Origin of the sequence: Alsobacter metallidurans, from assembly GCF_014636935.1 — a bacterium.
Classification (GTDB): Bacteria; Pseudomonadota; Alphaproteobacteria; order Rhizobiales; family Beijerinckiaceae; genus Alsobacter; species Alsobacter metallidurans.
In genome coordinates this window covers 161,176-186,365 of sequence record NZ_BMES01000002.1, presented here as the reverse complement: position 1 = coordinate 186,365, position 25,190 = coordinate 161,176, and the positions used below count along the sequence as shown (strand labels likewise).

25 protein-coding genes and 1 tRNA gene are annotated in these 25,190 nt (G+C 66.7%); 7 read left to right on the top strand and 19 right to left on the bottom strand.

The window, feature by feature from the left end; translation table 11 throughout:
• Positions 1-6: 6 nt before the first annotated feature.
• Together IEV99_RS11235 and IEV99_RS11230 are read right to left on the bottom strand one after the other, a co-directional pair.
• Positions 7-495: an MgtC/SapB family protein gene (locus IEV99_RS11235; protein ID WP_188517884.1), complete on the bottom strand. Its 489-nt coding sequence runs from the start codon at positions 493-495 to the stop codon at positions 7-9.
• A gap of 53 nt (positions 496-548) precedes the next feature.
• Positions 549-1,889 (bottom strand): winged helix-turn-helix domain-containing protein, encoded by a 1,341-nt coding sequence (locus IEV99_RS11230; RefSeq protein ID WP_244643820.1) that lies wholly within the window; start codon positions 1,887-1,889, stop codon positions 549-551.
• A gap of 59 nt (positions 1,890-1,948) precedes the next feature.
• On the opposite strand from IEV99_RS11230, the gene IEV99_RS11225 reads away from it, so the two are divergent.
• Positions 1,949-2,902: a DMT family transporter gene (locus tag IEV99_RS11225; RefSeq protein WP_188517883.1), complete on the top strand. Its 954-nt coding sequence runs from the start codon at positions 1,949-1,951 to the stop codon at positions 2,900-2,902.
• Here the strand turns inward: IEV99_RS11225 and IEV99_RS11220 are convergent.
• From IEV99_RS11220 to IEV99_RS11205, 4 genes are all read right to left on the bottom strand, one after another.
• Positions 2,899-5,070: a TRAP transporter permease gene (locus IEV99_RS11220; protein WP_188517882.1), complete on the bottom strand. Its 2,172-nt coding sequence runs from the start codon at positions 5,068-5,070 to the stop codon at positions 2,899-2,901. The genes IEV99_RS11225 and IEV99_RS11220 overlap by 4 nt on opposite strands.
• A 151-nt stretch (positions 5,071-5,221) precedes the next feature.
• Positions 5,222-6,199, bottom strand: a complete 978-nt coding sequence (locus IEV99_RS11215; protein WP_188517881.1) for a TAXI family TRAP transporter solute-binding subunit — start codon at positions 6,197-6,199, stop codon at positions 5,222-5,224.
• A 115-nt stretch (positions 6,200-6,314) separates the two neighbouring features.
• Complete coding sequence (locus IEV99_RS11210) at positions 6,315-6,773, bottom strand: YbhB/YbcL family Raf kinase inhibitor-like protein (RefSeq protein WP_244643819.1); 459 nt, start codon at positions 6,771-6,773, stop codon at positions 6,315-6,317.
• Between the two features lie 19 nt (positions 6,774-6,792).
• A complete protein-coding gene (locus IEV99_RS11205; RefSeq protein ID WP_188517879.1) occupies positions 6,793-7,059 on the bottom strand; it encodes a YgaP family membrane protein in 267 nt (88 codons plus the stop codon).
• A 278-nt stretch (positions 7,060-7,337) separates the two neighbouring features.
• Here IEV99_RS11205 and IEV99_RS11200 point away from each other — a divergent pair, with 278 nt between their 5' ends.
• The 3 genes from IEV99_RS11200 (at position 7,338) to IEV99_RS11190 (ending at position 9,337) form a co-directional block, all read left to right on the top strand.
• On the top strand, positions 7,338-8,171 hold the full coding sequence (locus IEV99_RS11200) for an aldo/keto reductase (protein WP_188517878.1): 834 nt from the start codon (positions 7,338-7,340) through the stop codon (positions 8,169-8,171).
• A 69-nt stretch (positions 8,172-8,240) separates the two neighbouring features.
• Complete coding sequence (locus IEV99_RS11195) at positions 8,241-9,146, top strand: LysR family transcriptional regulator (RefSeq protein WP_188517877.1); 906 nt, start codon at positions 8,241-8,243, stop codon at positions 9,144-9,146.
• Between the two features lie 117 nt (positions 9,147-9,263).
• Positions 9,264-9,337: transfer RNA gene (locus IEV99_RS11190), tRNA-Gln, on the top strand.
• 232 nt (positions 9,338-9,569) lie between these two features.
• On the opposite strand, the gene IEV99_RS11185 is transcribed toward IEV99_RS11190, so the two are convergent.
• The 7 genes from IEV99_RS11185 to IEV99_RS11155 all read right to left on the bottom strand — a co-directional run bounded on the left by IEV99_RS11185 (position 9,570) and on the right by IEV99_RS11155 (position 16,978).
• Positions 9,570-10,604 (bottom strand): alpha/beta hydrolase family protein, encoded by a 1,035-nt coding sequence (locus IEV99_RS11185; RefSeq protein ID WP_188517876.1) that lies wholly within the window; start codon positions 10,602-10,604, stop codon positions 9,570-9,572.
• 160 nt (positions 10,605-10,764) lie between these two features.
• Positions 10,765-10,944, bottom strand: a complete 180-nt coding sequence (locus IEV99_RS11180) for a hypothetical protein (protein WP_188517875.1) — start codon at positions 10,942-10,944, stop codon at positions 10,765-10,767.
• Between the two features lie 101 nt (positions 10,945-11,045).
• A complete protein-coding gene (locus IEV99_RS11175; protein ID WP_188519624.1) occupies positions 11,046-12,023 on the bottom strand; it encodes an aldo/keto reductase in 978 nt (325 codons plus the stop codon).
• A 17-nt stretch (positions 12,024-12,040) separates the two neighbouring features.
• Entirely contained in the window at positions 12,041-13,063 is a 1,023-nt protein-coding gene (locus IEV99_RS11170) for an ABC transporter substrate-binding protein (protein ID WP_188517874.1), read from the bottom strand.
• Positions 13,064-13,119: 56 nt separating this feature from the next.
• Positions 13,120-14,043 carry an alpha/beta fold hydrolase gene (locus IEV99_RS11165; protein ID WP_188517873.1) on the bottom strand — a complete coding sequence of 308 codons (924 nt, stop codon included), beginning with the start codon at positions 14,041-14,043 and terminating at the stop codon, positions 13,120-13,122.
• A gap of 3 nt (positions 14,044-14,046) precedes the next feature.
• Positions 14,047-15,162 carry an ABC transporter ATP-binding protein gene (locus IEV99_RS11160; protein ID WP_188517872.1) on the bottom strand — a complete coding sequence of 372 codons (1,116 nt, stop codon included), beginning with the start codon at positions 15,160-15,162 and terminating at the stop codon, positions 14,047-14,049.
• A 40-nt stretch (positions 15,163-15,202) separates the two neighbouring features.
• A complete protein-coding gene (locus IEV99_RS11155; RefSeq protein ID WP_188517871.1) occupies positions 15,203-16,978 on the bottom strand; it encodes an ABC transporter permease in 1,776 nt (591 codons plus the stop codon).
• A gap of 147 nt (positions 16,979-17,125) precedes the next feature.
• Here IEV99_RS11155 and IEV99_RS11150 point away from each other — a divergent pair, with 147 nt between their 5' ends.
• Both IEV99_RS11150 and IEV99_RS11145 read left to right on the top strand, forming a co-directional pair.
• Complete coding sequence (locus IEV99_RS11150) at positions 17,126-18,112, top strand: aldo/keto reductase (RefSeq protein WP_188517870.1); 987 nt, start codon at positions 17,126-17,128, stop codon at positions 18,110-18,112.
• Positions 18,113-18,155: 43 nt separating this feature from the next.
• Positions 18,156-18,884 carry a FadR/GntR family transcriptional regulator gene (locus IEV99_RS11145; RefSeq protein WP_371875787.1) on the top strand — a complete coding sequence of 243 codons (729 nt, stop codon included), beginning with the start codon at positions 18,156-18,158 and terminating at the stop codon, positions 18,882-18,884.
• Positions 18,885-18,907: 23 nt separating this feature from the next.
• Here the strand turns inward: IEV99_RS11145 and IEV99_RS11140 are convergent, their stop codons facing one another.
• Positions 18,908-20,173, bottom strand: a complete 1,266-nt coding sequence (locus IEV99_RS11140) for an LVIVD repeat-containing protein (RefSeq protein WP_188517869.1) — start codon at positions 20,171-20,173, stop codon at positions 18,908-18,910.
• A gap of 12 nt (positions 20,174-20,185) precedes the next feature.
• Positions 20,186-21,040 (bottom strand): fumarylacetoacetate hydrolase family protein, encoded by an 855-nt coding sequence (locus IEV99_RS11135; RefSeq protein ID WP_188517868.1) that lies wholly within the window; start codon positions 21,038-21,040, stop codon positions 20,186-20,188.
• A gap of 254 nt (positions 21,041-21,294) precedes the next feature.
• On the opposite strand from IEV99_RS11135, the gene IEV99_RS11130 reads away from it, so the two are divergent.
• Positions 21,295-21,963, top strand: a complete 669-nt coding sequence (locus tag IEV99_RS11130) for a GntR family transcriptional regulator (protein ID WP_188517867.1) — start codon at positions 21,295-21,297, stop codon at positions 21,961-21,963.
• Positions 21,964-22,065: 102 nt separating this feature from the next.
• Here the strand turns inward: IEV99_RS11130 and IEV99_RS11125 are convergent, their stop codons facing one another.
• The 4 genes from IEV99_RS11125 to IEV99_RS11110 are packed head-to-tail and all read right to left on the bottom strand — an operon-like array spanning position 22,066 to position 25,173.
• On the bottom strand, positions 22,066-22,749 hold the full coding sequence (locus tag IEV99_RS11125) for a fumarylacetoacetate hydrolase family protein (protein WP_244643812.1): 684 nt from the start codon (positions 22,747-22,749) through the stop codon (positions 22,066-22,068).
• 20 nt (positions 22,750-22,769) lie between these two features.
• Positions 22,770-23,525: an ABC transporter permease gene (locus IEV99_RS11120; RefSeq protein ID WP_188517865.1), complete on the bottom strand. Its 756-nt coding sequence runs from the start codon at positions 23,523-23,525 to the stop codon at positions 22,770-22,772.
• Between the two features lie 8 nt (positions 23,526-23,533).
• Positions 23,534-24,340 (bottom strand): ABC transporter ATP-binding protein, encoded by an 807-nt coding sequence (locus IEV99_RS11115; protein ID WP_188517864.1) that lies wholly within the window; start codon positions 24,338-24,340, stop codon positions 23,534-23,536.
• The gene (locus IEV99_RS11110; protein WP_188517863.1) at positions 24,337-25,173 is read right to left on the bottom strand and encodes an ABC transporter permease; all 837 of its coding nucleotides are present in this window, start codon (positions 25,171-25,173) and stop codon (positions 24,337-24,339) included. The genes IEV99_RS11115 and IEV99_RS11110 overlap by 4 nt, the downstream gene beginning before the upstream one ends.
• Between the last annotated feature and the right edge of the window lie 17 nt (positions 25,174-25,190).

Below are 25,190 nucleotides of genomic sequence, written 5' to 3'. Positions count from 1 at the left end.
CGCGGATCAGTCGTCCCGGTCGCCGCCGTCAGCTTTTCGCCAGGGTTCGAAGGCCCGCGTGACGACCCAGAGCACCGTGAGGATCAGCAGAGCCAGCACCACGGCCGTCACCGCGATGCGGTTCATGCCCGCGCCCGCCGCCATGCCGACCGAGCTCGTCATCCACAGGCTGGCCGCCGTGGTGAGGCCCCGGACATTGCCGCGGGCCACGAAGATCACGCCGGCGCAGATGAAGCCGATCGCCTGGGCGAGGCCTTGGATGGCGCGGGTCGGATCCGGGCTCTTGCCCGCGCCGGACAACTCCTCGAACAGCTCGAGCGCGATCAGCATGGTGGTCGCGGAGCTGAGCGCCACCAGCATGTGCGTGCGGATGCCCGCGGACTTGCCGCGGATTTCGCGGTCGATCCCGAGCAGCATGCCGAACAGCGCGGCCGCGCCGAGCCGCCAGAGCAGGTCCTCGAACGGGATCACCGAAGCGCCGAGAAGCGCGTTCATGCAGCCTCCTGTTCGCCGTCCAACGAGGCCGGTTGGGGAAAGTTGCAATCCGGTCAGAGCGCGATGTGGGCTGCAAGGTCGCCCTTGGGCTTTACCTCGATGGTGGACAGCCCGAGCCAGGCGGCCAGCCGGTGGAGCTCGTCGGCGGCCGCTTCCGCGACGGGGCCGGGTTGCTGGCCCGCCTCCAGGTGGGCGGATTGCACGATGAGGCGCTTGGCGGCCCGATCGGCCTTGAGGTCGAACCTGCCGACGATGCGGTCGCCGAGCAGAAAGGGAAGCACGTAGTAGCCGTGCTCGCGCTTGTGCGCGGGCGTGTAGATCTCGATGCGGTAACGGACGCCGAACAGCCGCTCGGTGCGGCTTCGGTGCCAGAGCAGCGGATCGAACGGCGAAACGACGGCCTGCGCGGCCACGGCGCGCGGTTTGCGGGCGTCGGATGAAAGATAGGCCGGCTGTTTCCAGCCCTTCACGGCGACCGGCAGCAGCGCGCCTTCCTCGACCAGTTCGGGAAGGCGTGCGGAGGCTGACGGGCCAAGGCGGAAATAGTCCCGCAGGTCCTGCGAGGTCGCGACGCCGAGCGCCCGGGCGGCGATGCGCAGGAGTTCGCGATGCGCGTCCGGCTCGCTCGGCGTCGGCGCGTCCAGCGCCTTGCGCGGCAGAACGCGCTCGGTGAGATCGTAGACGCGCTCGAAATTGCCGCGCCGCGTCGCGGTGGTGACCAGGCCGGCCCAGAACAGCCACTCCAGCGCCCGCTTGGTGTCGCTCCATCCCCACCACGTTCCGGCGCCCCGCTCTTCGCCGAGGTCGCGTGCGGCGAGTCTGCCTCGCTTTTCAACCTCGCGCAACACGGCCTTCACGGCGTCGGGATGCTCCCGGCCGTAGCGGGCGATGCCCGTGTAGGTCCCCTCCCCGCGCTCGGCCCTGGCCATGCGCCACCGCAGCAAGGGCTGGTGCTCGCAGCGGATCAGCGAGGCCTCGTGGCCCCAATATTCGAACAGCTTGCGACGCCGCCCGCCATAGGCGGCCTGGTCCAGCATCCCGACGTCGTAGGGGCCCAGCCGCGAATAGGCCGGCATGTGATGGGCGCGCGCGAGCACGTTCACCGAATCGATCTGCAACAGGCCGAGCCGGGCCGTCATGGCGTCGAAATGCGTGCGCGTGGCCTCGTCGGGCCGCGGTCGCGCGAAACCCTGGGCGGCGAGCGCGATCCGGCGCGCCTGCGTGGCCGTGAGTGTGGCGACGGGCCTCAACGCGGCTTCGACCGGGTCCGGCTGCTGCAGCTCTTCGTCCTGGGGGAGATCGGATAGCTCGTCCATGGCGGGCGAGCACACCCCATCCCGGCACACGCCGCAACCCGATTCCGCCTGAGGCGCGCCTGCATCACGGGCGCGCATGGGACGCATCAGAAGCTATGCTTAGTCAGCGCGCCCCGGCGCCGATAGATTGCGCCGCCATGAGTTCAGCTCCGACCACCGCCGCCCCGCTTGGCGCTTCCGCGCCGCCTCCCGCAGCCCAGCCCCGAACGCGGCTGGCCCTGTCGCGCTTCGATCTCGGCCTCTACGCGGCCGTCGTGTTCGCCTGGTCGACGAGCTGGATCGCGATCCGCTACCAGCTTGGCGTCGTCAGCCCGGAAGTGTCCGTGATGTGGCGCTTCGCCTTGGCGAGCGCGATCATGTTCGTCTGGGCCCGGGCCAGCGGCGCGCGCCTCGCCTATCCGGCCGCCATGCATGTGCGCTTCGCCGGGCTCGGGCTCTTGCTGTTCGGCTGCAACTTCCTGAGTTTCTACTATGGCGGGCTTTCCACGCCCTCCGGCCTGCTCGCCGTGGTGTTCTCCACCGCGTCGCTGTTCAACATGCTGCTCGCCTGGCCGATCCTGGGCCAGCGCATCGAGCCGCGGGTGGCGGCCGGGGCCGCGCTCGGGCTCGGCGGCGTGTTCCTGATGTTCGCGCCGCGGCTGCTCAGCGCCGATTTCGGCGCGTCGGCGCAGATCGGCTTTGGCCTTTGCATCCTGGGCACCCTGTTCTTCTGCTCGGGCAACATGCTGTCGAGCTGGGTGCAGCGGCAGGGCGTGGCCGTGATACCGGCCTCGGCCTGGGGCATGCTCTACGGCTCGGCCGCGCTGGGGCTCTTCGCCTGGATCAAGGGCGACGCCTTCGTGATCGAGTGGACCCTGCCCTATCTGGGCGGCCTCGTCTGGCTCGCCGTGGTGGCGTCCGTGGTCGCGTTCGCGGCCTACCTTACCCTGCTCGGCCGCATCGGCGCTGCCCGGGCCGGCTACTCCACGGTGATGTTCCCGGTCTTCGCGTTGGCGATCTCGACCGTGTTCGAGGGCTATGTCTGGACGCTGCCGGCCGCCATGGGGCTCGTGCTGGTGCTGGCCGGCAACGTTCTCGTTCTGCGCCGCTAGGCGGCTACCGCGGCGGCGGCGGTCGAGCGCTTGCGCAACTGCAGCAGCAGCACCGGGCTCGCCATCGCGAGGCCGACCAGCGTGGAGGGCAGGCCCGGGGCCACCGTCGGCATGGCGGCGGCCACGAGCAGGATGCGCTCCCAGCCGCGCAGCGGCGCGAACATATAGGCGCTGAACGCCGCCGAGAGCATCACGATGCCGGCCATGCAGCCGAAGGTCGTGATGGCGAAATCCGTCCAGGTGAAACCCTGCGTGACGATCAGCATCGCGGGGCCGTACACGAACACGAACGGCACCAGCGCCTTGCCGAGCGCCAGCCGGAATGCCGTGTTGCCGGTCTTGAACGGGTCCGCCCCCGCCATGCTCGCGCCCGCGTAGGCGGCGAGCGCGACCGGCGGCGTTACGTCGGCGAGCACGCCATAGTAGAACACGAAGAAATGCGCCACGATCGGCGCCACGCCCAGCATGCCAAGCGTCGGCGCGGCCACCGTCACCATGATGATGTAGGTCGCCGTGGTGGGTACGCCGCAGCCGAGCAGGATACAGACGATCGCGGTCAGCACCAGGGTGAAGAACAGCGTCGCGCCCTGCGGGGTGAACAGGCCGGCGGGCAGCACGGACAGCACGGCGTCGCCCATCTGCCCCGCCATCTGGGTGACCATCCAGGAGATCTTGAAGCCGACGCCCGTGAGCGTGATCACGCCCACGATGACGCCGACCGTGGCGGAGGCCGCGCCGACCGAGATGGCGTATTTGGCCCCGACCACGAAGGCGTCGCCGATGTCGGCCACGCGGGCGCGCCGCTCCGGGCCGTTCAGCCAGGACCAGACGAGCAGCGCCGCGACGGCGGCCGCCATCGGGCCGATGAAGATCCACTTGGTGAGCAGCCCGGCCGCCGTGGCGGCCACGATGGCGGCGAAGCTGCCGAGCGTGATCAGCGGCGAGCGGCCGACGCCCACGATCATGCAGGCGGTGATGCCCCAGAACGCCGCCAGGTATGGCGTGTAGCCGCTGAACAGCACCAGCAGCAGCACGGCGAGCGGCATCACGGTCTGCCAGCCCTCGCGGATGGTCTGGACGGGGTCGGGCAGCTCCTCGCGTGTCAGGCCGCGCATGCCCTTCTTCTTGGCCTCGAAGTGGACCTGGCAGAACACGCCGAAGAAATGCATGAAGGCCGGCACGATCGCGGCCAGGATGATGGTCGAGTAGCTCACGCCCAGGAACTCGATCATCAGGAACGCGGCCGCGCCCATGATGGGCGGCGTGATCTGGCCGCCCGTGGAGGCCGTAGATTCCACCGCCGCGGCAAAGTGCTTGGGGTACCCCATCCGGATCATGGCCGGAATGGTGAGCGAACCCACCGTCACGGTGTTGGCGATGGAGGAGCCGGAAATCATCCCAAACAGCGCCGAGCCGAAGATCGCCACCTTGGCTGGCCCGCCCGCGAAGCCGCCCGCCAGCCAGGACGCGAGATCGATGAAGAGCTTGCCGAGGCCGATGCGCGTCGCCAGCACGCCGAACAGGACGTAGTGGAACACGTAGGTCGCCACAACGCCGAGCGCGACGCCATAGACGCCCTGGCTGGTGAGATAGAGGTGGTTGACAAGCCCGCTCCAGGTCGCGCCCGGATGCTTGAAGATGCCCGGCATCGTGGGGCCGAAATAGCCGTAGATCATCATTCCGACCGCAATCAGCGGCAGCGCGATGCCGACCGAACGGCGGGTCGCCTCCAACAGCACGACGATCAGCACCGTGCCCATCACGACGTCCATCGTGGTGGGGTTGCCGACCCGGAACGCGAGGTCGTGGAAAATCCACGGCACGTAGAGGCTTGCCGCCGCGGCCGCGAGCGCCAGGGCCCAGTCGATCAGCAGGATACCGCCGGGCCGGAACCACGCATGCGGGGCGATGCGGTCCTGGTCCCTACCCCGGGCGGCGAAGACCAGGAAAATGAGCCCGATCACGAAGGCCATGTGGACGCCGCGGTGCGTCGTCTCGGCCAGCAGGCCAAAGCCCGCCGTGTAGTAGTGGAAGCAGGACAGCGTGAAGAGCAGCCCCGCCACGAGAACCGCAGTGGCGGGCAGCAGCGGCCGGAAATGGATTTCCGGGTCGAACTTCTCCTCGAGCTTCAGCGGATCGTCTTCAAGAACGGCGGGATGGCTGCTCATGGCTTGGGTCGTCAAGGCAGATCCTCTTGCCGCGATGGGGGATTGCAGATTGTCGGCCGCCAAACCGTAGCGGCGATGCACGATCTCTCGAGCGTCCCGCCCGGGACGAGCCCGGGCAGGACGGCTGGCTTCGTGCCGCCTTCAGACGAGCTTACTTGATCAGCCCGACTTCCTTGTAGAACTTCTCGGCGCCCGGATGCAGCGGCACGCCCGCGCCGGCCAGCGCCGTTTCCTTGCGGATCATCTTTCCCTTCGCGTGGCCGGCGTCGAGCGCCGCGCGGGTCTTGTCGGCCCAGAGCGCCTTGGTGATCGCGTAAACGGTGTCGGCCGACACCTTGGCGGAGGTGACCCACTGCGCGCCGACCGCCAGCGTCTTGGCGGCGTCCGCGCCCTTGTAGGTCCCGGCCGGAATCTCGTCCTCGGCGAAGAAGCTGTACTGCTTGCGCAACTCGTCGACCTGCGGCCCCATGATCGGGATGATGTCGACGCCGCCGCCCGTGGCGGCGAGCTCCGCGATGGCGCTGGTCGGGTAGCCGCCCACGAACACGAAGGCGTCCAGCGAGCCGTCGCGCATCTTGTCGGCGGCCTGGTTCGGCTTCACGTATTCGGGCTTGATGTCGGCTTCGGTCAGGCCGAACGCCTTGAGGATGATGCGGGCGTCAACCAGCGTGCCGGAGCCCGGCTCGTCCAGCGAAACGCGCTTGCCCTTGAGGTCGGCGATCGACTTCACGTTGGCGCTCTTGGCGGCCACGAAGTGGATGCTCTCAGGGTACAGATTGGCGATGAGGCGCAGGTCCTCGGCCTTGGGCTTGCCCTCGAACAGCCCCGTGCCCGTATAGGCCCAGGCGGCGACGTCCGCTTGCGTAAAGCCCGATTCAAGCTGGCCGCTCACGACGCCGTTGATGTTGGCGACGGAGCCGTTGGACGCCTGCGCGGTGAGGATCAGGTTCGGCGGGCTGGATACCGCGTTGGCGATCATGCCGCCCACCGGATAATAGGTGCCGGCGGTGCCGCCGGTGCCGATGCGGAAGAAGGTCGGGCCCTGCGCGAGCGCGGCGGTGGCGCCGATCGCCACGATCGACAGCCCCGCGGCCAGGCGCGCCAGACCGCGCCGGGAAAACTCCGTCATCTTCAACTCCCTGTTCTTCGCTTCGCGCCTTTTTGCCGGCGTCGAAGCGAGATTACAGGGTCATCGGCGTTCGTCCATGCCTGCGGACGCCGAAATACGACGAAATCGCAGGCTTCTAGAGCGGCGTGCCCATGTAGAGGCCGATCAGATCGACCTCCGCCAACCGCTTGGCCCGCGCCTCGCGCCACATCTCCCTGGCGTCGCAGCCCTCCGCGGATCCCAGCGTTTCAACCGGCAGCGCCAAAAGGCGAAAGTAATAGTTGTGTACGCTGTCCTCGCCGGGCGGCTGCGGGCCGTCATAGGCCGCGCGGCCGAAGCCGTTCAGCGCATGCTTGAGGCCGGGCGGCCGCATCTGCGGCTCGATCGCACCGGCTCCCTCAAGCAGGTGCTCGGCGGTGAAATCGAATGCCGCCCAATGGACGAACCCCTCGGCGTCCGAGTCCTCCACGAGCAGCGCGAAGCTGCGCGTGCCCTCGGGCGCGCCCTGGATGACCAGCGGCGGCGAGATGTTTTCCCCGTTGCGGGTGAACCGTGCGGGGATCGCCTGCCCGTTGGTGAACAACGGGCTCGTCATAAAAAAGCTCATAGCGCCCTCAGATCTGTCCGCCGAGGCGCTTCGCCTGCGTATCGTCCTCGGCGGTGTTCATGCCGAGCGCCGCATAGGCGGGGCAGTGGCCGCCGACGCCGCGGGCTATCAGAACCGCTCCCACCAGCGCCCGCAACGCGCCCCAGGTGCTGCCGCTGCGCAATCCGTCGATGACGATCAGCGCGCCGCCGATGGTGGACAGCGCCCGCTCCGCCCCGCCCACATTGGTGGGTGCGCTCGTGTCGCTGGAAAAAGACTGCGCGATGTCGCTCATGAGAAGGCCTCCATTGCTGTGCGTCTGCAAACCGGAGAGCCGCGGTGTCGTTCCGTCCCGCCCGCAATTTCGACGGGCATATCCAGTCCGGAGACTTGGACTTGGCCGCGCGCGTCCATAGATCCGACACAAGCGCTCGGCCTCATCGAAATCCGGGATAGCGGAACATCGCTTCGCTTCTCGGGCGCGGAATCGGGCAACTTTGGCGGACGGTTGGAGTTGACCCGTTTCAGTTTCACGTGCTCGCGGCGGCGGCGCGTTCACGATCGGAGGTCTCGATGATCCGCACTCTCGTGCTCCCGGACGGAACAACGGTTCCGAGCCTTGGCATGGGCACCTGGCGGATGGGCGAGAAGCCCGAACGGCGGCGCTCGGAGATCGAGTCAGTCCAGCTCGGCGTGGAGCTCGGCATGACGCTGGTCGACACGGCCGAGATGTATGGCGAGGGCCGGACCGAGCAGTTGCTCTCGCAGGCGCTCCAGGGCGTGCGTAAGGACGTGTTCCTGGTCAGCAAGGTTTACCCGCAAAACGCCGGCCGCAAGGCCATGGCGCGGGCATGCGAAAATAGCTTGAAACGGCTCAACACCGACTATCTCGACCTGTATCTGCTGCACTGGCCCGGCGACGTTCCGCTCGAGGAGACGATCGCGGGGTTCGAGGACCTCCAGGCCGCCGGCAAGATCCGCGGCTGGGGCGTCAGCAACTTCGACACGTCGGACATGGAGGAGCTGATGGAGGCGGGCGGCGCGCGCTGCCAGACCAACCAGATCCTCTACAATCTCGTGCGGCGCGGGCCGGAATTCGAGCTCATGCCGCGTCTGGCCGAGAAGCGCATTCCCACCATGGCGTACAGCCCGATCGAGCAGGGCTCGCTGCCCCAGACCGGCGCGCTGCAATCCGTCGCCCGCAAGCACGGCGTGAAGCCCTACCAGGTGGCGCTCGCCTGGGTGCTGCGCCGCGACGACGTGATCGCGATCCCCAAGGCCGGAACGCTGGAGCACGTTCGCCAGAACCGGGCCGCGGCCGACCTCGAGCTCGACGCGGAGGATTGCGCGGCGCTGGACCGCGATTATCCGCCCCCGCGCCGCAAACGGCCGCTCGACATGCTGTAGCGCGCCCGTCGCAGGTCCCGCTACACTGAGCCCGCGCGCCAGGTCGGCGCAGACGCCATCGGGACCGTCGTGCACGCCGCAGCGCTGTTTTATTTTCGTGAAGTCACCCGCGTCGGCTCGATCCGCAAGGCCGCGATTTCGCTCAACGTCGCCGCCAGCGCGCTGAACCGGCAGATCCTGAAGCTTGAGGACGAGCTCGGCACGCCGCTGTTCGATCGCCTGCCGGGCGGAATGCGGCTCACGGTGGCGGGCGAGTTGCTGCTGCGGCACGTCACCAGCACGCTGCACGATTTCGACCGCCTGCGCGCCGACATCGACGACCTGCGCGAGGCGCGCTCGGGCCATGTCTCGGTGGCGGCGCTGGATTCGCTGCTCGTGGATTTCCTGCCCCGCGCGCTGGTGCGGTTTCGGGCTGATTTCCCGGCCGTGAGCTATTCGGCGCTGGCGCTGCAGCCCGCCGACATCCCGCAGGCGGTGGCGGCCGGTGACGCCGACATGGGCTTCACCTTCGTAACCGCCCAAATTCCCCCGACCGTGCGCTTTCTCGCCGAGGTTGCGGCGCCCATCGGCGTCGTGATGCGGCCCGACCACCCGCTCGCGAACCGGCTGCAAATCGAGTTTGAGGAAACCCGGCCCTTCAACATCTTCACCCAGCCCGGCCCCCTGCCCCGAGCGGCCGAGGCGGATCCCGACTACATCGCATTCCGCGCCTCGATCGCCCCCAAGGTGCTGTCGAACTCGATCCAGATGCTGAAGCTCTGCGTGATGCTGAACATGGGAATCGCGTTCTTCACCCGCCTCGGCTTCCTGCACGAGATCGAGCACGGCGACCTGGTGTGGCGCCCGTTCACGTCGCCCGGCGTCAACCAGCTGCGCATCGGCCTCCTCACGCCGGCCGCCCGCCAGATGAGCCCCCCTGCGGCGCAACTCGCCAAGCGCCTCGCGGCCGATCTCGACCGCTTCGCCAGCGTCTAGATCCAGCCGCCCGGAAATCGCCGCCCATTTCGCCGCCGTAGGGGTTGCCAACCCCCTCCCCCTCGGCTATTCACACGCCGCTCGCCACCGCGCCCCGCGCTCTCCGGCGAAGCCCGTTGGGGGATAGTTCAACGGTAGAACAGCGGACTCTGACTCCGTTAATCTTGGTTCGAATCCAGGTCCCCCAGCCAATTTCCGGCTAGTAACAACCAAAATCCTGCGCTTTCAGATTTGGGTGGGAGTCCCGCGCCCCGTTTTGCCATATGAGTGGGACACACCCTTCGAGCGGCACGGCCGCGGTTGGCGTTTTCGCATCGGCCTGCCGAAATCGCTTGTCGTTTTCAAAACGGATCGAGAGTTTCGAATCACGCGCGGGAGCGTCGTGAGAAACGGACGTGAATAGATCAGCGACTCGACCGAATGTCAGGTCGCCCGCACTATCCAGGCGGACAGGAAGTCGGCGAGGTCGCTGTTGTTTCGGTCCATCATCAACATGTGCGTGTTGCCGAACACGCCGTGGTCAGGAAGAACATTGTGCGTCGCGTCGCCTCCCGCCGCGGCGAGTGTGAACGCGAGATTTTGCGCGTCGTTGCGGCGGGCGTCGCCATTTGCGCCAGCCGCGCCGCTGCTGTTGTCGCCCCAAAGGGAGAGAAAGGGGATCTCCCGCATCGCTGTTGCCGTCGCCTCATCGATCGGAGCGCAGCCACCCTCGATACTGACCAGCGCCAGAACGCCATCCCGACAGCGCCTCGCCACCTCTAACCCATAAAGTCCGGCCTGGGAGTGTGTGATCAGGACAGCGGGTCCAACACGCTCGAGCAAACTGACCAATGCGTCGATGGTGGCCTCGCCCGAGCGGCCTGCCGCGAGTTCTTCCGCATTGGGCACGAGCTGAGCCATGTAGTGGTCGAGATGATCGAGCGGAAACTGAGTGTTTGGGAAGGGTTCAGGATATCGAGGCCCGAAACGGAAGTTCACCCATGCGCCTGCACGGGCGTATAGCGGCGCTTTGTGCGTGAGCGACAGATCGCGCTGATCGATCGCTTCGTTCAAGGGCGTCGGATCGAAGCCTGAGCGACCGCGGCCGACCTGGTCCACGACATAGACCGGATGCCCCAGCCGCACGAACAGGGTCGCCCAACCTTCCCGGCCATCCGGCGTCGTCTCGAAGGTTGCGCCGGTGTGGTTCGAACCGTGGATGAGAACGATCGGCGGGCGTGTGGCGACCTCCGGGCAGCGGTAATGCACATACATCTGCCCGACGGAGATTTCGCCGGGGCCGGCCAGCCCGGTACGTCCGTAATACGGAGCATCGACCGTCCGCGCCCCCATGCCAACAAAGAAGCTGCCTTCGCACTTCAGCCGCAGCGGGCCGAGGCCTCCGGCGCATGGCGGCAGTTCCGCGTGTTCGGGCCCCTCGAATGCGCCTTCGCCCGTCGCGGGACGCTTGCTCGCCATCACGCGCACTCCGAAATCAAACGATTTCCGGACGCGAACTCAGCTGATGGCCCCCGGGACGTCCAAGACGAAGCCGATGAGCGCCGACGCGGCGGGCGCGCCGGCTTCATTTTGGGCGCGGTGGGAGTATCGATACCGGCTGCGGCCGGCCGGTGAGGTTTTAGTTCCTTAGCATCATCGCAAAGGCTTGCAGCGAGCCGAGGTCGTGCGCCGCTGGCGTCGGCGAAGGCTCGGGCGAGCCCTTGGCGAACCTGGCGGAGGCAGCGCGCAGGCCCGCGAGCAGGCGGGCGACGAAATCGCTGCGCAGCTCGCTGCGGCGATGCAGGGTGTAAAACGTCATCGTCCAATCTCCGCGCACGGCGCTTGGCCGTGAGACGGAGGCCTATACCGCAGAATGCTGCACTGCGGTATAGCGATGCTGCATAGCACATCATCGGGGAATCAGAGGCCAACCCGCTTCATTTGCGGCTCCGGGTACCGGGTTCCCTTTGCGGCTCCCGCCGGAAACGCCGAGTCCAGGGCGGCGAGCGTTTCGGCTGAGGGCGCCAACGCAACGGCCTTGACGTTTTCCTCCAGCCAGCGGCGCTGTTTCGTGCCCGGTAGAGGAACCACGAGGGGACGCCGGGAGAGCAGCCAGGCGATGGCCAGTTGGGCCGGCGTGCAGTTCTCGTTCCGCGCAAGCTCCTGCAGCTTATTCACGAGCTGCAGGTTGTGGCCGATGTTGTCACCCTGAAAGCGCGGCATGTCGCGGCGCCGGTCAGTCGGCCCAAGCACGTCGAGCGTCGGAACCGTCCCGGTGAGGAAGCCCCTCCCCAGCGGGCTATAGGCGACGAAGCCGATGCCAAGCTCCATGCAAATCGGAAGCAGCTCGCTTTCCACGTCGCGCGTCCAGAGCGAGTACTCGGTCTGGAGCGCCGCCATGGGGTGGGTCGCGTGGGCGCGCCGCAGCGTCTGCGGGGCGGCTTCCGAGATGCCGAGGTGGCGCACCTTGCCCTGCTCGACAAGGCGCGCCATCGCGCCAACGGTCTCCTCGATCGGCACCGAGGTGTCGATGCGGTGGATGTAGTAGAGGTCGATGACGTCGACCCCCAGACGCTTCAGGCTCGCCTCGCAGGCCTGCGGCACGTAGTCCGGCCGACCCACGACCTCCTGCTTGCCGTCTGGATGGCGAACATTGCCGAACTTCGTCGCGACGACGTAGCGGTCGCGCCGCCCTTTTATCGCGCGGCCCACCAGCTCCTCGTTCTTGCCGAAAGCGTAGGCATCCGAGCTATCGACGAGCGTCACACCGAGCTCGGCGGCCCGGTGCAGCGTTGCGATGGCCTCGCCTTCATCCGGCGCCCCATAGATCGGCGTCATGCTCATGCAGCCGAGCCCGATGGCGGAGACCTCGAGGGTCCCGAGGCGACGCGTCGTCATGGACATGTGCTCAGCTCCTACTGGAAGACCTCGGTGAACTTCTTCTTGATCCGCTGGCCTTCCTTCTCGATGAAATCATAGTCGACCGCCGAGATCTTCAGGCTCGAGAGAGGCGGGCTGCCGTCAGGGGCCGGCACGTCGAGACGCGCCGCGTAGCCGCCGTCGCCCGGAAACAGGCTCTGCACCTCCATCGTCAACATGAAGTCGGCGAAGGCCTTTGCGGCGTTCGGGTTCGGTGAACCCTTCACCACCGCGGTCGGGGACGGGATCATGAAGGTGCCGTCCTCGGGATACACGGTCAGGATGGGATGCCCATCCTTGCGGTCGTCAGCCGCGTAGGAATCGCTGGCTCCCACCGCGATCACGCGCTCCGCCCGCTTGATGTTGTCGGAGACCTGCTGGTTGCCCTGCACGATCATGATGTCGTTCTGGCGGAGCTTCTCGAAATAATCCCAGCCCAGCTTCTTCGACATCATGCCGATCACGGAAAGCTGGAGCGACGTGAAGGACGGGTCGGTCGTGACCAGCTTGCCCTTGTATTTGGGATCGACCAACTGCGCCCAGGTCTTCGGCTGGTCGGCCGGCGCAACCTTGTCCGAGCGCATGTAGATCGTCATCATGTTGAGGCGCTGGGCCACGAAGTAGCCGTCCTCGTTGCGCGCCTCCTTGGGCACCTTGTCGAAGTCGGTGGGCTTGAACGCCACGAACACGCCCTTGCGGGCGAACTGCTCGGACGCAGCCGGATCCGACGTGGTCAGCACGTCGCACGCGATGCGACCCGCCTGCATCTCCTGCTGGAACCGGCGCAGGATGGCTGATCCGCCCGAGCGAAACAGCTCCACCTTGATGCCATGCTTGGCTTCGAACAGGTTGGCGATCTTCTGCGCCGTCTCGATCGGCGTCGACGTGTACCAGACGACCTTGCCTTCCTTCTTGGCGGCCGCCATGTCGACGTCGGCCGCGTAAGCGGCGGGCGCCATCATGGCGAGGCTCAGCGCAACGGCGCCTGCGAGCACGGATCTACGGCTTGAACGGGTCACGGCATCCTCCCTTGTCGGCGGCGGCGCCCTTCTTCGAGGCGCTCAGGCGGTGGCAGTCAGTGATGATCGCCCCGGTAAACGGGTTCGGGCTGGGTGAAGAAGTTGAACAGGATCTGGTAGGCCATCAGGTAGTTTTTCTGCTGGAACGACGCGTGCGAGATGCCGGCCATCACCGAAAAGCACTTGTCGGCGTTCGGCAGTTTCTTGAAGAAGGCCAACAGGTCGTCCATGCCGGCGATGCCGTCGAACTCGCCGCGCATCACGATGGTCGGAACCGTGATCTTCTCGGGGTCGACCACCGGCAGCCGCGAGCACATGTCCACATAGGTGCCGGTCGGCACGCTGTCGTCCAGAGACAAAATCGCGTCCGCGAACGCCTCCACGACCTTCGGCTCGGCCGTGTCCGGATGATCGCGGTTGAAGATGCTGTGGACGAAGGCCCTGTCGATCGGCCGCCGGTTCTTGGCCTGGAACTCCGGCAATTTCTTGCGCCGCTCGACCAAGGTCGGGGCCCCCTCCCCGGTCCACACGAACGCGTCCAGGGCAAGCCGCTTGACCCGGTCCGGATGCCGCTCTGCGAAAGCCGCGGCACGCAACGCGCCGGACGAGATGCCGTAGACCAGCATTGGGCCGCAGTTGCGGGTCTTCAGGATGTAGTCGCTGGCTGCGCCAAGGTCGTCGGCTCCGTTGGCGATATCCGAGTTGATCGGGCGGTTCTTGTCGGACCGGCCATAGCCCTCCATGTCGACGCACCACGTGTCGAAGCCCTGCTTGGCGAACCAGTCCATCACGGAGGAGTCCGGGCGACCCTCAACCTTCAGGTCGAATGTGGGCTGCGACGCCATCGATGAACCGTGGACAAACAGCACGGTGCCCCGGGGCGCACCCGGCGTCACCGCGCGTTTCTCCCAGAGGAACAGGTTCACGTCGCCCTTCTTGGTCCAGTGCTCCACTCCGGCGACGGTCTCTTCGATGGCCATGACTTATCCCTGCACGCGAGATGTTGAGGCGGGCGCGCCGGCGCGCATGAAGATGCTGCACTGGCTCGCGTCGATGGTGACCGCAACCGTGTCTCCCACGGCGAACTGCTGCAGCGGATGGGTCTGCACCCGCAGCACCTGCCCGGAGTTCAGGGTCGCGTAATATTCGTTGATGTTGCCGAGAAACGTCCGCTCGGTGACGGTTGCGACCGCGGCGGCAGAGTCCGCGCCCCGGGTATTGATCTCGATGTTTTCGGGACGGATTGCGAGTTCGATGTCATCACCGGCCTTCGCCCAGTCGGGCACCGGGAGTTCGAGCGCCAGGTGCGGCCCCGCAATGTGACCCCGACCGCCCGCCACGGCGTCGAGCTGCGCCGGGACGATGTTCACCAGCCCCATGAAATCCGCCACGACCCTGTTGGACGGCTTGGCGTAGACCTCGAAGGGCGTGCCGAACTGCTGCAGCTTGCCCCCGTGCATCACGGCAATCTGGTCGGAGAGCGCCAGCGCCTCGGCCTGATCGTGTGTAACGTAAATGAACGTGATGCCGGTGCGCCGCTGCAGTTGCTTCAGCTCCACGCGCATGCGCTCCCGCAGCTTGGCGTCGAGGTTCGACAGCGGTTCGTCCAGCAACAGGATCTCGGGCTCGACCACGAGGCTGCGGGCGAGCGCCACGCGCTGCTGCTGGCCGCCGCTGAGCTCGTTGGGGTAGCGCCCCTCGAGCCCGGTCATGTTGACGAGGTCCAGCGCCCGCGCGACCCGGTCGCGGGCGTCCGCGGTCGACATCTTGCGGATCTTGAGACCGAAGACGACGTTCTCGAACACCGTCTTGTGGGGCCACACGGCGTAGTTCTGGAACACCATGCCCATGCCGCGCGAGTCGGGCGGGACAACGGACCCCGGCGACGACACCAGCCGCCCGTCGACGTGGATCGTGCCGCGATCGGGCGTGATGTAGCCCGCGATGGCGCGCAGCGTGGTGGTCTTGCCGCAGCCGCTCGGACCCAGCAGCGTCACGAACTGGTTGTCGGCGATGTCGAGCGACAAGTCGGTCAGCGCCGCCGCGGCGGCGTCGCCCGTGTAGCTCTTCGTCAAGTTGCGGATGGTAATCCCTGCCATGCTCGGCTCCCGAGGCCCGGCCGCAGGCCGGGCGTTGCTGTCACGCACCTTGCGCGGCGGCTTCGCTGCGGGCGCCGAAGCGCCCCTGCCCAACCCGGCTGGCCAGCCAGATCGCCGCTCCGATGATGATCATGTTGACAAGGGCGAGAGCCGAAACGGGCTCCGTGTACCCGGTCTCGTAGAGGTTGTAGATCGCCACCGCGAGCGTGATGGAGCTCGAGCTGAACAGCAGGATCGATGCGCTGAGCTCCTGCACGACGGGCACGAACACCAGCAGCCAGCCGGCGAACAGGCCCGGGCCCATCAGCGGCAGCGTGATCTCGCGCATGGTCACGCCCCACCCGGCGCCAAGAATGCGGGCGCTTTCTTCCAGCGACGGATCGATCTGCCGCAAGGCTGTATTGGCGGCCCGGACCCCGAGCGGGATGTAGCGCCCCACATAGGCCAGCAGCAGAATGCCCAGGGTGCCATAGAGCGCGAAGGGCAGCGCCAGCCAGAACTGGATCAGCGCCACAGCCATCACGATGCCGGGCAGCCCGAGCGGGACCAGCGCGATGTAGTCGAGCAGGCGGCGGCCCGGAACCTTGGTGCGCAGGTCGATCCAGCTGATCACCGAGCCCAGCAGCACCGCGATGGTTGACGCCAGCACAGCAAGCAGCAGGCTGTTCATGATCGCGCGGCGGGTGATGTCGTATTCGAACAGCACGAACCGGTAATTCGCGAGCGTCAGGCCCTTCCAGAAGTTCAGGCCCCAGGACTTGGAGAACGACACGGCCAGCAGCGTGCCATAGGGCAGCACCACCGCCAGGATGAAGATGACGATGCAAAAGCCCAGCACGGCCCAGCGCAGCGGCCCGAGCGTGATCAGTTGCGGCCGCGAGCCCTTGCCGCCCAGCGTCACGAAGGACCGCTTCGCGAGATAGCTTCGCTGGAAAAAGAGCGCCGCAACGGTGATCAGCACGAACATCAGGGAAAGCGCCGACGCCAAGCCGTATTGCGGGGGATAGTCGAACAGCGAGTAGATCCGCGTCGGAAGCGTCACGATGCGACCGGGCAGGCCGATGATGGCTTGCGATCCAAACAGCGCGATGGCGTTGACGAAGGCCAGCAGTACGCCGGAGAGGATCGCGGGCGCGACCAGCGGGGCGGTGATCAGCAGCGCGGTGCGGAACTTGCCCGCACCCAGGATCTGCGCCGCTTCCTCATAGGAAGCGTCCACCGACTGCAAGGCGCTGGAGGCGAGCAGGTACACGAACGGAAACGTGTGCAGCACAGTGACGAGCACCAGGCCGGTCATCGTGAACACGTTGACGGTCAGGAACGGCATTCCGGCGACGTCGCGGAAAAACACGTTCACGAGCCCCGCATTGGGGCTGAACAGGTTCACATACGCGATGGCGACCAGAAACGGCGGGGACAGATAAGCGACGCTGGCCGTGAATTTGATCAGCTTCTTGCCGGGCACGTCGGTGCGGCTCACCGCCCAGGCGAGCGGAACCCCGATCACAACGCTGAACAGCCCGGTCCAGAAGCCCAGCACGAGCGAATTCCAGAGCGCGGTCAGATAGAGCCGGCCCTCCAGCGCCTCGCGGAAGTGCTCCAGCGTCGGGCTGTCCTCGCCCCAGATGCTGCTCTTCATCAGCGTCGCGAGCGGTAGCACCACCAAGATGGCGAGCAGCGCCACGCCAAGCACCATGACGACATGTTCGAGCCTCAGCCCGCGCCGCCCGCCGCCCTTCAGGGTCGGGATAGCGGCGAGTTGGCCCCGCGAGGCGGAGCCGTCCTGTCCCTGTCCGGCATGATCGGCGACGCTCATGGGCGGCTTCACTCCCCGCGAGGCTTATTGATTTTGACGAGATCATTTCCCGTCACCCTCCCCCTGTCAACCAAAGTCTACAAAAGAGAAATTGGTTGCACTTGGCTGACATTGGTTTGATGATCAGATTACGCAGGAGGAAGCCCGATGCTCACGCGACGCCTCGGCCTGTCCGGCCCCGCCGTATCGGCGATCGGGCTCGGCTGTTCCGGCATGACCTCGGACTACGGCACGCCAGACGACGCCGAGTCGACGGCCACCATTGGGCTTGCGCTCGATCTCGGCGTCACGCTGTTCGACACCTCCGACGCTTATGGGGCCGGCCGCAACGAGGAGCTTCTCGGCGCGGCGCTGGGCCGGCGTCGGGGCGAGGCGATGATCGCGAGCAAGTTCGGCAATATCCGCGGCCCGAACGGCGAGCGCGGCGGCGTGAACGGCAGGCCCGAATACGTCGCAGTGGCGTGCGACGCCAGCCTGCGCCGGCTCAACACCGACGTGATCGACCTCTACTACCAGCACCGGATCGATCCCGCCGTGCCGATCGAGGACACCGTCGGGGCCATGGCGCGGCTGGTGGAGAGCGGCAAGGTCCGGCAAATCGGCCTCTGCGAAGCCGGCGTCGACACCATCCGGCGGGCCCATGCGACGCACCCGCTCGCGGCCGTTCAGATGGAATACTCGCTGTGGACCCGCGACGCCGAGCGCGAGATCCTGCCGTGCCTGCGGGAGCTCGGAATCGCCCTGGTGGCCTACAGCCCGCTTGGTCGGGGCTTTCTCACCGGCTCCTTCCGGTCCCGCGACGACCTCATCCCGACTGACCGGCGCCACGCCCATCCGCGGTTCCAGGACGGCAATTTCGAGCAGAACCTGGCGCTGCTCGGCCCGATCGAGCAGGTCGCGGCGCGGCGCGGCCGCCAACCCGCGCAGGTCGCGCTGGCCTGGTTGCTCGCCCAGGGCGACGACATCATCCCGATTCCGGGCACCAAGCGGCGCACGTGGTTGCGGCAGAATGTCGACGCCATCGAGCTCGGGCTTGACGAAAACGAGCTTTCGGCGTTGAACGCCGCCTTCCCGCCAGGGGCGGCGGCGGGAACCCGGTATCCCGAAAAACAGCTACGCGGGCTTGGGATCTGATCCGGCAGGTTCACAGCGCCGGATACACGAAAAGAGAGACCAGATGAGCGTCGCCGAGGACATGGACGATGCCGGCGCGAAACGGGCCCCTTCAGAGGCCCGCCCGTCCGACGTGTTGCCGCGCATCCGGGCCTTTCTCACACAGGCCGACACGCTCGATGATGGCCGCGTGCCTCCCGAGCGCGAGATGGCGCAGGCGCTGGGCGTCACGCGCGCCGAGCTGCGCAAGGCGCTCGCCAAGCTCGAGGCTGAGGGCCAACTCTGGCGCCATGTCGGCAAGGGCACCTTCCTGGGCGCCCGGCCGGCCGATCCGGCCGCCGATGTCGCCAGCATGGCTCGCCTCACCAATCCGGCCGAGGTCATGCGGACCCGCCTCGCCATCGAGCCCGAAATCGCCCGCCTTGCAGCTCTGAACGCGACGCCGGCGCAGATTTCAGAGATGCACAGCCTGCTGCGCAAGTGCCGGCAGGCCCAGACCTGGCGTCAATATGAGAGCTTCGACACCCGTCTGCACCGCGTGATCGGCGCGGCGACGCAGAACACGCTGCTGCTCAGCCTGCTGGATACGCTCAGCGCAGTGCGCCAGGCCGTGAACTGGGGCCGGCTGCGCGCCTCGCCTCAGCGCCCGAGCGAGGACCACCACAGCTTCGCCGAACACGAGGCCATTGTGGCCGCCATCGAGGATCGCGACGTCGCGCGCGCCGGCCAGGCCATGCGGGCGCATCTCACCAGCGTCGGGCGAAACCTGCTCGGCCGCGCCGAAGAGGAGTGAGGCGGCCGCCGCCGCCCCTCCGCTCAACCCTCATACGCCAGCACGTCGAAGCCCTGGTTGCGGTCGATCAGCGTCACCACGCCGCTGGCGTCCACGTCGACGTCGTTGGTCTGGGGGCTGCTCTGTCCGGCTCGGGGCTCCGGGATGAAATGCCCCACCTCGCGCGGTTCCTCCGGATTGGCGATGTCCACGACCCGCAGGCCGCCGGAGAACCACGCGCAGAACAGCAACGTGCCGTCGATATGCTCCTGAAACTGGTGCGCGCCAAAGCGCCCCTCCCGCGCATAGGGGCTGTCCAGTTCGGAGACGTGGAACGTCGAAATTGGCCTGAATTCGCCGTCCGACACGTCGAAGATCCACAAATGTGCGTGCGGCTGGCCGGGCGTGTGATCATGCTCCTCGTCCACCCCCACGGCGATCCGCCGTCCCCCGATCGGCGTCAGCGCCGGCAGGATCGTGTGGGTCGGCTCCGGGGTTGGCGGATGGTAGTTGAACTCGGCCACCGTCCGGGGATTGCGGATGTCCGAGATGTCGATCCGGCGCACGCCCGCATACCAGACCGCCGCCCAGAGCTCGTCGCCGGCCCGCATGGCGTGGTGAAGGCGGTTGCTCTCGCCGCGCCAGAACGGCGTCTCGCCACCCGCCTCATGCTGGCCCGGCATCCACCAGCGTGACACCTCCGCGGGGCGCTCCGGATTCCGGATGTCGTAGATGACGAGGATATTGCCGCGATATCCCTCCATCTCGGTGGAGATGTAGGCGTAGTTCTCGTCCATATCGAAGCGATGGACGCCGAACCCGAAGGTGCGCTGATAGGCCAGGAACCGGGGCTGGGCTCGGTTCGAGATGTCCCAGATCTTGAAGCCGCCGTCATGGTAGGGCTGCGGTTCGATCTTGCGCAGCGCCGGCAGGCTCTCGGGCTTAAGCCTGAGTTCGGCTGCAAGCTCCGCGTCGGAAGCCGGCGCGCCTCGCTCCGCGAGCCAGCGCTGCTCCAGTGCGCGCAAGCGGGCGGCGCGGCGTTTCGGGTGCCGCTCGTTCTGCTCCACATTGGTGATCATGATGTCGCCCGCGACCCGCACCTTGTGTGTATGGGAGCGGTCGTCGTCGAGCCGGATTTGCGAGACGATGCGGGGGTCGGAAGGGTTGGAGACGTCGATGATGCTCGTCCCGTAGGGCGGCTTCATGTGGCCCACATATGCGTATCCCTTGCCGTCCATCACGACCTGCCCGCCGCCCGGAATGTCGAGCTGGCCGAGCCTGCGCACGTTCTTCGCCATCCCGTCCTGCATGTCGCCTCCGAACTATTTGAACCTGTTGCTCAGCTCGCCGATGCCCTGGATGCTCATCCGGACGACGTCTCCGCTCTGCAAAAAGCGGGGTGGTTTCAGCCCGATGCCAACGCCGGCCGGCGTACCCGTCGAGATGATGTCGCCGGGCAGCAGCGTCATGCCGGCCGAGAGCGTCTCGATCAGGCCAGGAATGTCAAAGATCAGGTCACGCGTATTGGCGTGCTGGCGGAGCTCGCCGTTGACCCAGCAGCTCACCTCGACGTTCTCGGCGTCGATCTCGTCGCGCGTGACGATCCAGGGACCCATCGGGCAGAAGCCGTCGAGCGCCTTGCCGAGGAACCACTGCTTGTGGTTTCGCTGTCGATCACGCGCCGTCACGTCGTTGATGATCGTGTAGCCGAAGATGTGGTCGAAGGCCCGGGCGCGGGAAATGTCGCGCCCACCCCGGCCGATGATCACCGCCAGTTCGACCTCGTAATCCACCATGCTGGTGACGCCGGCATGCAGGTCGACGGGATCGTCCGGGCCAACGATGCAGCTCGCGGGCTTGGTGAAGACAGCCGGGAAGGCGTCGATCTCGGCGCCCTGCACGGCGCCGGCCTCGAAACCGCTCTGCGCGAATTCCCGGGCGTGCTCCCGGTAGTTCTTACCGACGCAGAAGATGTTGCGAGGGGGCACAAGCGGCGCCAACAGCCGAGCGCCCGTCAAAGCGAGGGGCTGGCCGGCAGGCGCTTTGGCTCCACCGGCGGACGACGCCTGAATCCATTCGAGCATGGAGCCCACGCCAAGCGGCGTCATCTGCCCGCGCTCTGGATCCAGGGCGACCGGCAAGGTTGCGCCCTCGTGCGACACGGTCGCGAGCTTCATGTCGATCCTCCCAGCCTCGTTGGCGCCAGTGTCCCTTTGCGGGGTGCGCCGTGTCAACCAATTAGACTATTAAACACGGCCATTGGTTGAATTGGTTCAGCCACATTTCCGCTGTCTGGCCGCCGTGCGAGGCCAGCGCGTCTTTGGCCAGGAAAAAATCATAAACCAGCCAATGATCCGGAAATCTCGATATTTCGGGCGGCAGCCCGGCGTGCTATGCAAGTCTCGGACGCTGAGCCAAGAAGCACCTGGTCATGAATCATCAAGCCATCATCCGGACCACGGCCACCACCGTGTATGAGCGCATCCGCGACGACATCCTGTCGGGTTCGCTCGCTCCTGGTCTGAAGCTTCGGATCGAGTTCGTCTGCGAGCGCTACGGCATCGGAGCCAGCCCGGTTCGGGAAGCGCTCAACCGTTTGTCGCAGGATGGCCTCGTCGTGCGGCGCGACCAGCGCGGGTTCCTGGTGGCGCCGGTGAGTCGGGAGCAATTCGCCGAACTGGTGAAGACCCGCTGCTGGCTGGAGTCGATTGCACTGCGGGAGTCGATCGCCAACCGCTCCACCGAATGGGAAGAGGCGCTGGTGCTGGCCTTCCATCGCCTGTCCCGCACCAAGCGGTCGCTCGACGACGGCGCATACACGTTCAATCCGGAGTGGGAAGAGCGGCACCGGGCTTTCCATCACGCACTCATTTCGAATTGCGGCTCGGCATGGCTCCTGGCGTTCTGCGCCGAGATGCGCGACCAAGCCGATCGCTATCGCAAGCTGGCGGCCGCCCGGGTCTATCCGCAGCGGCAGGGGCCTGACGAACATCGCGCCATTCTGGACGCCACGGTCGAGGGCGACGTGGAGCGCGCGGTCGGGCTGCTGCAGAACCACTACCGGAAGACCCAGTCGATCGTCGAACAAGACCTTGCGTAGCGCGGCTTTCGACCCAATCCGGTCCCGCCTGCGCGATCCCGCCCTGCCCTAGCGGCCCGGCGGCTGCGGGCCGAAGCGACGAGCGCTCCGGCCCGACGCGGCTTACACCACCGTGACGGTGATATCGCCCACGCCCTCGACGACGCCGCGCATCCGGTCGCCCTTCTTCACCGCCCCCACGCCCGCCGGGGTGCCGGACATGATCAGGTCGCCCGGAGCCAGCGTGAAGTAGTCGGACAGGTACGAGATCATCTCGGGGATCTTCCAGATCATCTGGTTGATATCGCCCTTCTGCCGCAGCTCGCCATTGACCTCCAGCGTCACCGCACCCTGCGTCAGCGGGCCGACGCGGTCAGCCGGCACGAGCGGCCCACAGGGCGCTGAGCGCTCGAACGCCTTGCCGATCTCCCATGGCCGACCGAGCTTCTTGGCTTCGCCCTGAAGGTCGCGACGGGTCATGTCCAATCCGACCGCGTAGCCGAACACGTGGTTCATCGCCTGGTCGACCGGGATGTTCGCGCCGCCGCTCTTCAGCGCCACCACGAGCTCGATCTCGAAATGAACGTCGCTGCTCTTGGGCGGATACGGAAATTCACCGCTGAGCTCGATGTTGTCCGGGTTCTTCTGGAAGAAGAACGGCGGCTCCTTATTCGGGTCATGGCCCATCTCGATGGCGTGCTCGGCATAGTTGCGGCCAATGCAGTAGATCCGGCGCACCGGGAACTGCTGGTCGGACCCGGCTACCGGCAGGGTCGGAACGGGAGGAGGCGAAATCACGTACTGCACGACAGGCTCCGTCGTTGTGGTCAATTGCGGGAAGAAGCGAAGTGTTCGACTCGCCGCTCGATGAGCCCGAAGGCCGTGTCGATGGCGGAAGCGAGCGCGAAGAGCACGAGCAGGAGCGCCCACATATGCTCCATGAGGAAATTCGACGAGTAGATCTCGAACAGTCGGCCGAAGCCGACGACCGACACCAGGAGCTGGCCGATGATCACGCCCTTCACGGCGCGCAACAGCCCAAGCCGCACTCCAGTGAGGATTTCGGGCATTGCCGACAGAACGAAGATCTTGCTGAAGGCCTGCCAGTTGGTCGCGCCATAAACGCGGGCCATCTCGACCAGCGACGGCGAGATTGCGTGCGCTCCGGCCCGCGCATCCAGGATGATGATCCAGATGGCGAAGAGCACCACGGTCAGGATGATCGTCGTTTCGCCGAAGCCGAACAGCGCCATGACGACCGGCACCAGCGCCGACAAGGGCGCGCTGATGAAGGTGTTGACCCAGGGCAGCAGCAAGCGGTCCAGCACAGGCAGGCGACCCATAAGGATGCCGATCGGAATGCCCGCCAGGATCGAGATCACGCTCCCGATCACAAAGGTCTTCAGCGTCAGCCCCAGCGCGTCCCAGAAACCCGGCGTGCCAACAATCTCGACGAGCTTCTCGATCGTGGTGGAGAGCGGAGGGATCAGGATCGTGAGGCCAAGGCGCCCGACGATCTCCCACAACACAGCCCAAATCAGGAGCGAGAAGACGGCCGGGACGCGCGTTCCGTTGATGATCATCGCCTGCCTCAGTCCAGGTAGCGCTTCAGGGTCTGCCAGATCCCCTCGACGGTATCGAGATAGGCGGGATGGCGGCGGATCTGGTCAGGCTCGGAATCGCGCGGCAGGTTGACGTCGATGATCTCCGACACGCGGCTCGGGCGGCGCGACAGCAGCACGATCCGATTGGAGACGTAGACCGCCTCCTCGATGCTGTGCGTGACGAACAGGAACGTCTTGCGCTCCTGGGCGACGAGCCGGAGCATGTCCTCCTGGAACTGCCGGCGCGTCTGCTCGTCCACGGCCGAGAACGGCTCGTCCATCATGACGATGTCGGCGTTGACGGCGAGCGCCCGGGCGAGGCCGACGCGCTGGCGCATGCCGCCCGAAAGCTCGTGCGGGTATTTCGTCTCGAAGCCTTTCAGGCCGACCGACGCGATGTATTTCTCCGCCACCGCCTCGCGCTCGGAGCGCGGGACGCCGCGCAGCTCGAGCCCGAAGGCGGCGTTGCGGATCACGGTCGCCCACGGCATCAGGGCGAAGTCCTGGAACACGAAGGAGCGCTCCGGGCCGGGGCCCGTCACCGCCCTGCCCCGCACCCGCACCTCGCCGCCGGTGGGCTGGAGCAGCCCCGCGATGATCTTCAGCAGGGTGGTCTTGCCGCAGCCCGAGGGTCCGAGCAGCGTGGTCAGTTCGCCTTCCGGGAAGCTGAGGCTGATGTCGTTCAGCGCTTCCACGCCGCCCGGGTAGATCTTTGATAGTCCGCGCACCTCCACGATGGGGGCGGCGTCGGCCGCCAGCGGCGGCGCGGCTGTTTGTGCTTGCAACCCGATCATGATGCGCTCCGCTTCTCGGGCCGGAGGAAGCGCTGCTCGACCCATCCCAGGCCCTCGATGAACAGCACAGAAACGATGATGACGCCCGCAATGGCGGCGTACATCCGCGGGTAGTCAGCGGTGGATTGGCTGTAGGTGATGATGTCGCCCACGCCCGTGGGGGTCACCAGCAGCTCGGCCAGGATCGCGCCGACGAAGCCGGCGGCAGTGCCCAGCCTCAGCCCGGCGAAGATCACCGGCGTCGCCGAACGAAGGATGATCTTGCCGATCAGCTGCGGCCGATTGGCCATGAAGCTGCGGCCCATCTCGATCAGCGAGTGCGGCGTGTGCCGCACCGCCTTGAACGAGTTCAGCACGATCACGGGCATCGCCATGATGCAGACCACGAACACCTTGGTGGTCACCCCGATGCCGTAGGCGAGCACCAGCAGGGGCACGAGCGCGGCCAGCGGCGCGGCCTGGAGGACGATGAAGATCGGCACGCCGAACCACTCGACCTTCTCGTTCAGCCCCATCGCGACGCCGATCGCGACGCCGACCACGGACGACAGCGCGATGCCGATCGCCAGAGGAACAAGCGTGTTCGCGAAAGCGGCGGGCAGCGAGCCGTCGGCGAGCATGGAAAACAGCGCAGCCGCGGTCTCGCCAAATGTCGGGAAAGATGGGCTTACGGGAACGCGTCCGGCCCACTCCCAGGCGAGCGCCACAATGGCGAAGGACACGATGCGAAGCGCGTAGGGGTTGCTCGCCAGCGTTTGAAGCGAATGCGGCGAAGAAGCGGGCCTGCCCAACGGGACGGCGGCGGGAACGAACTCACGGGTCGTCGGCGTCATACGGCGATACCGGCTGG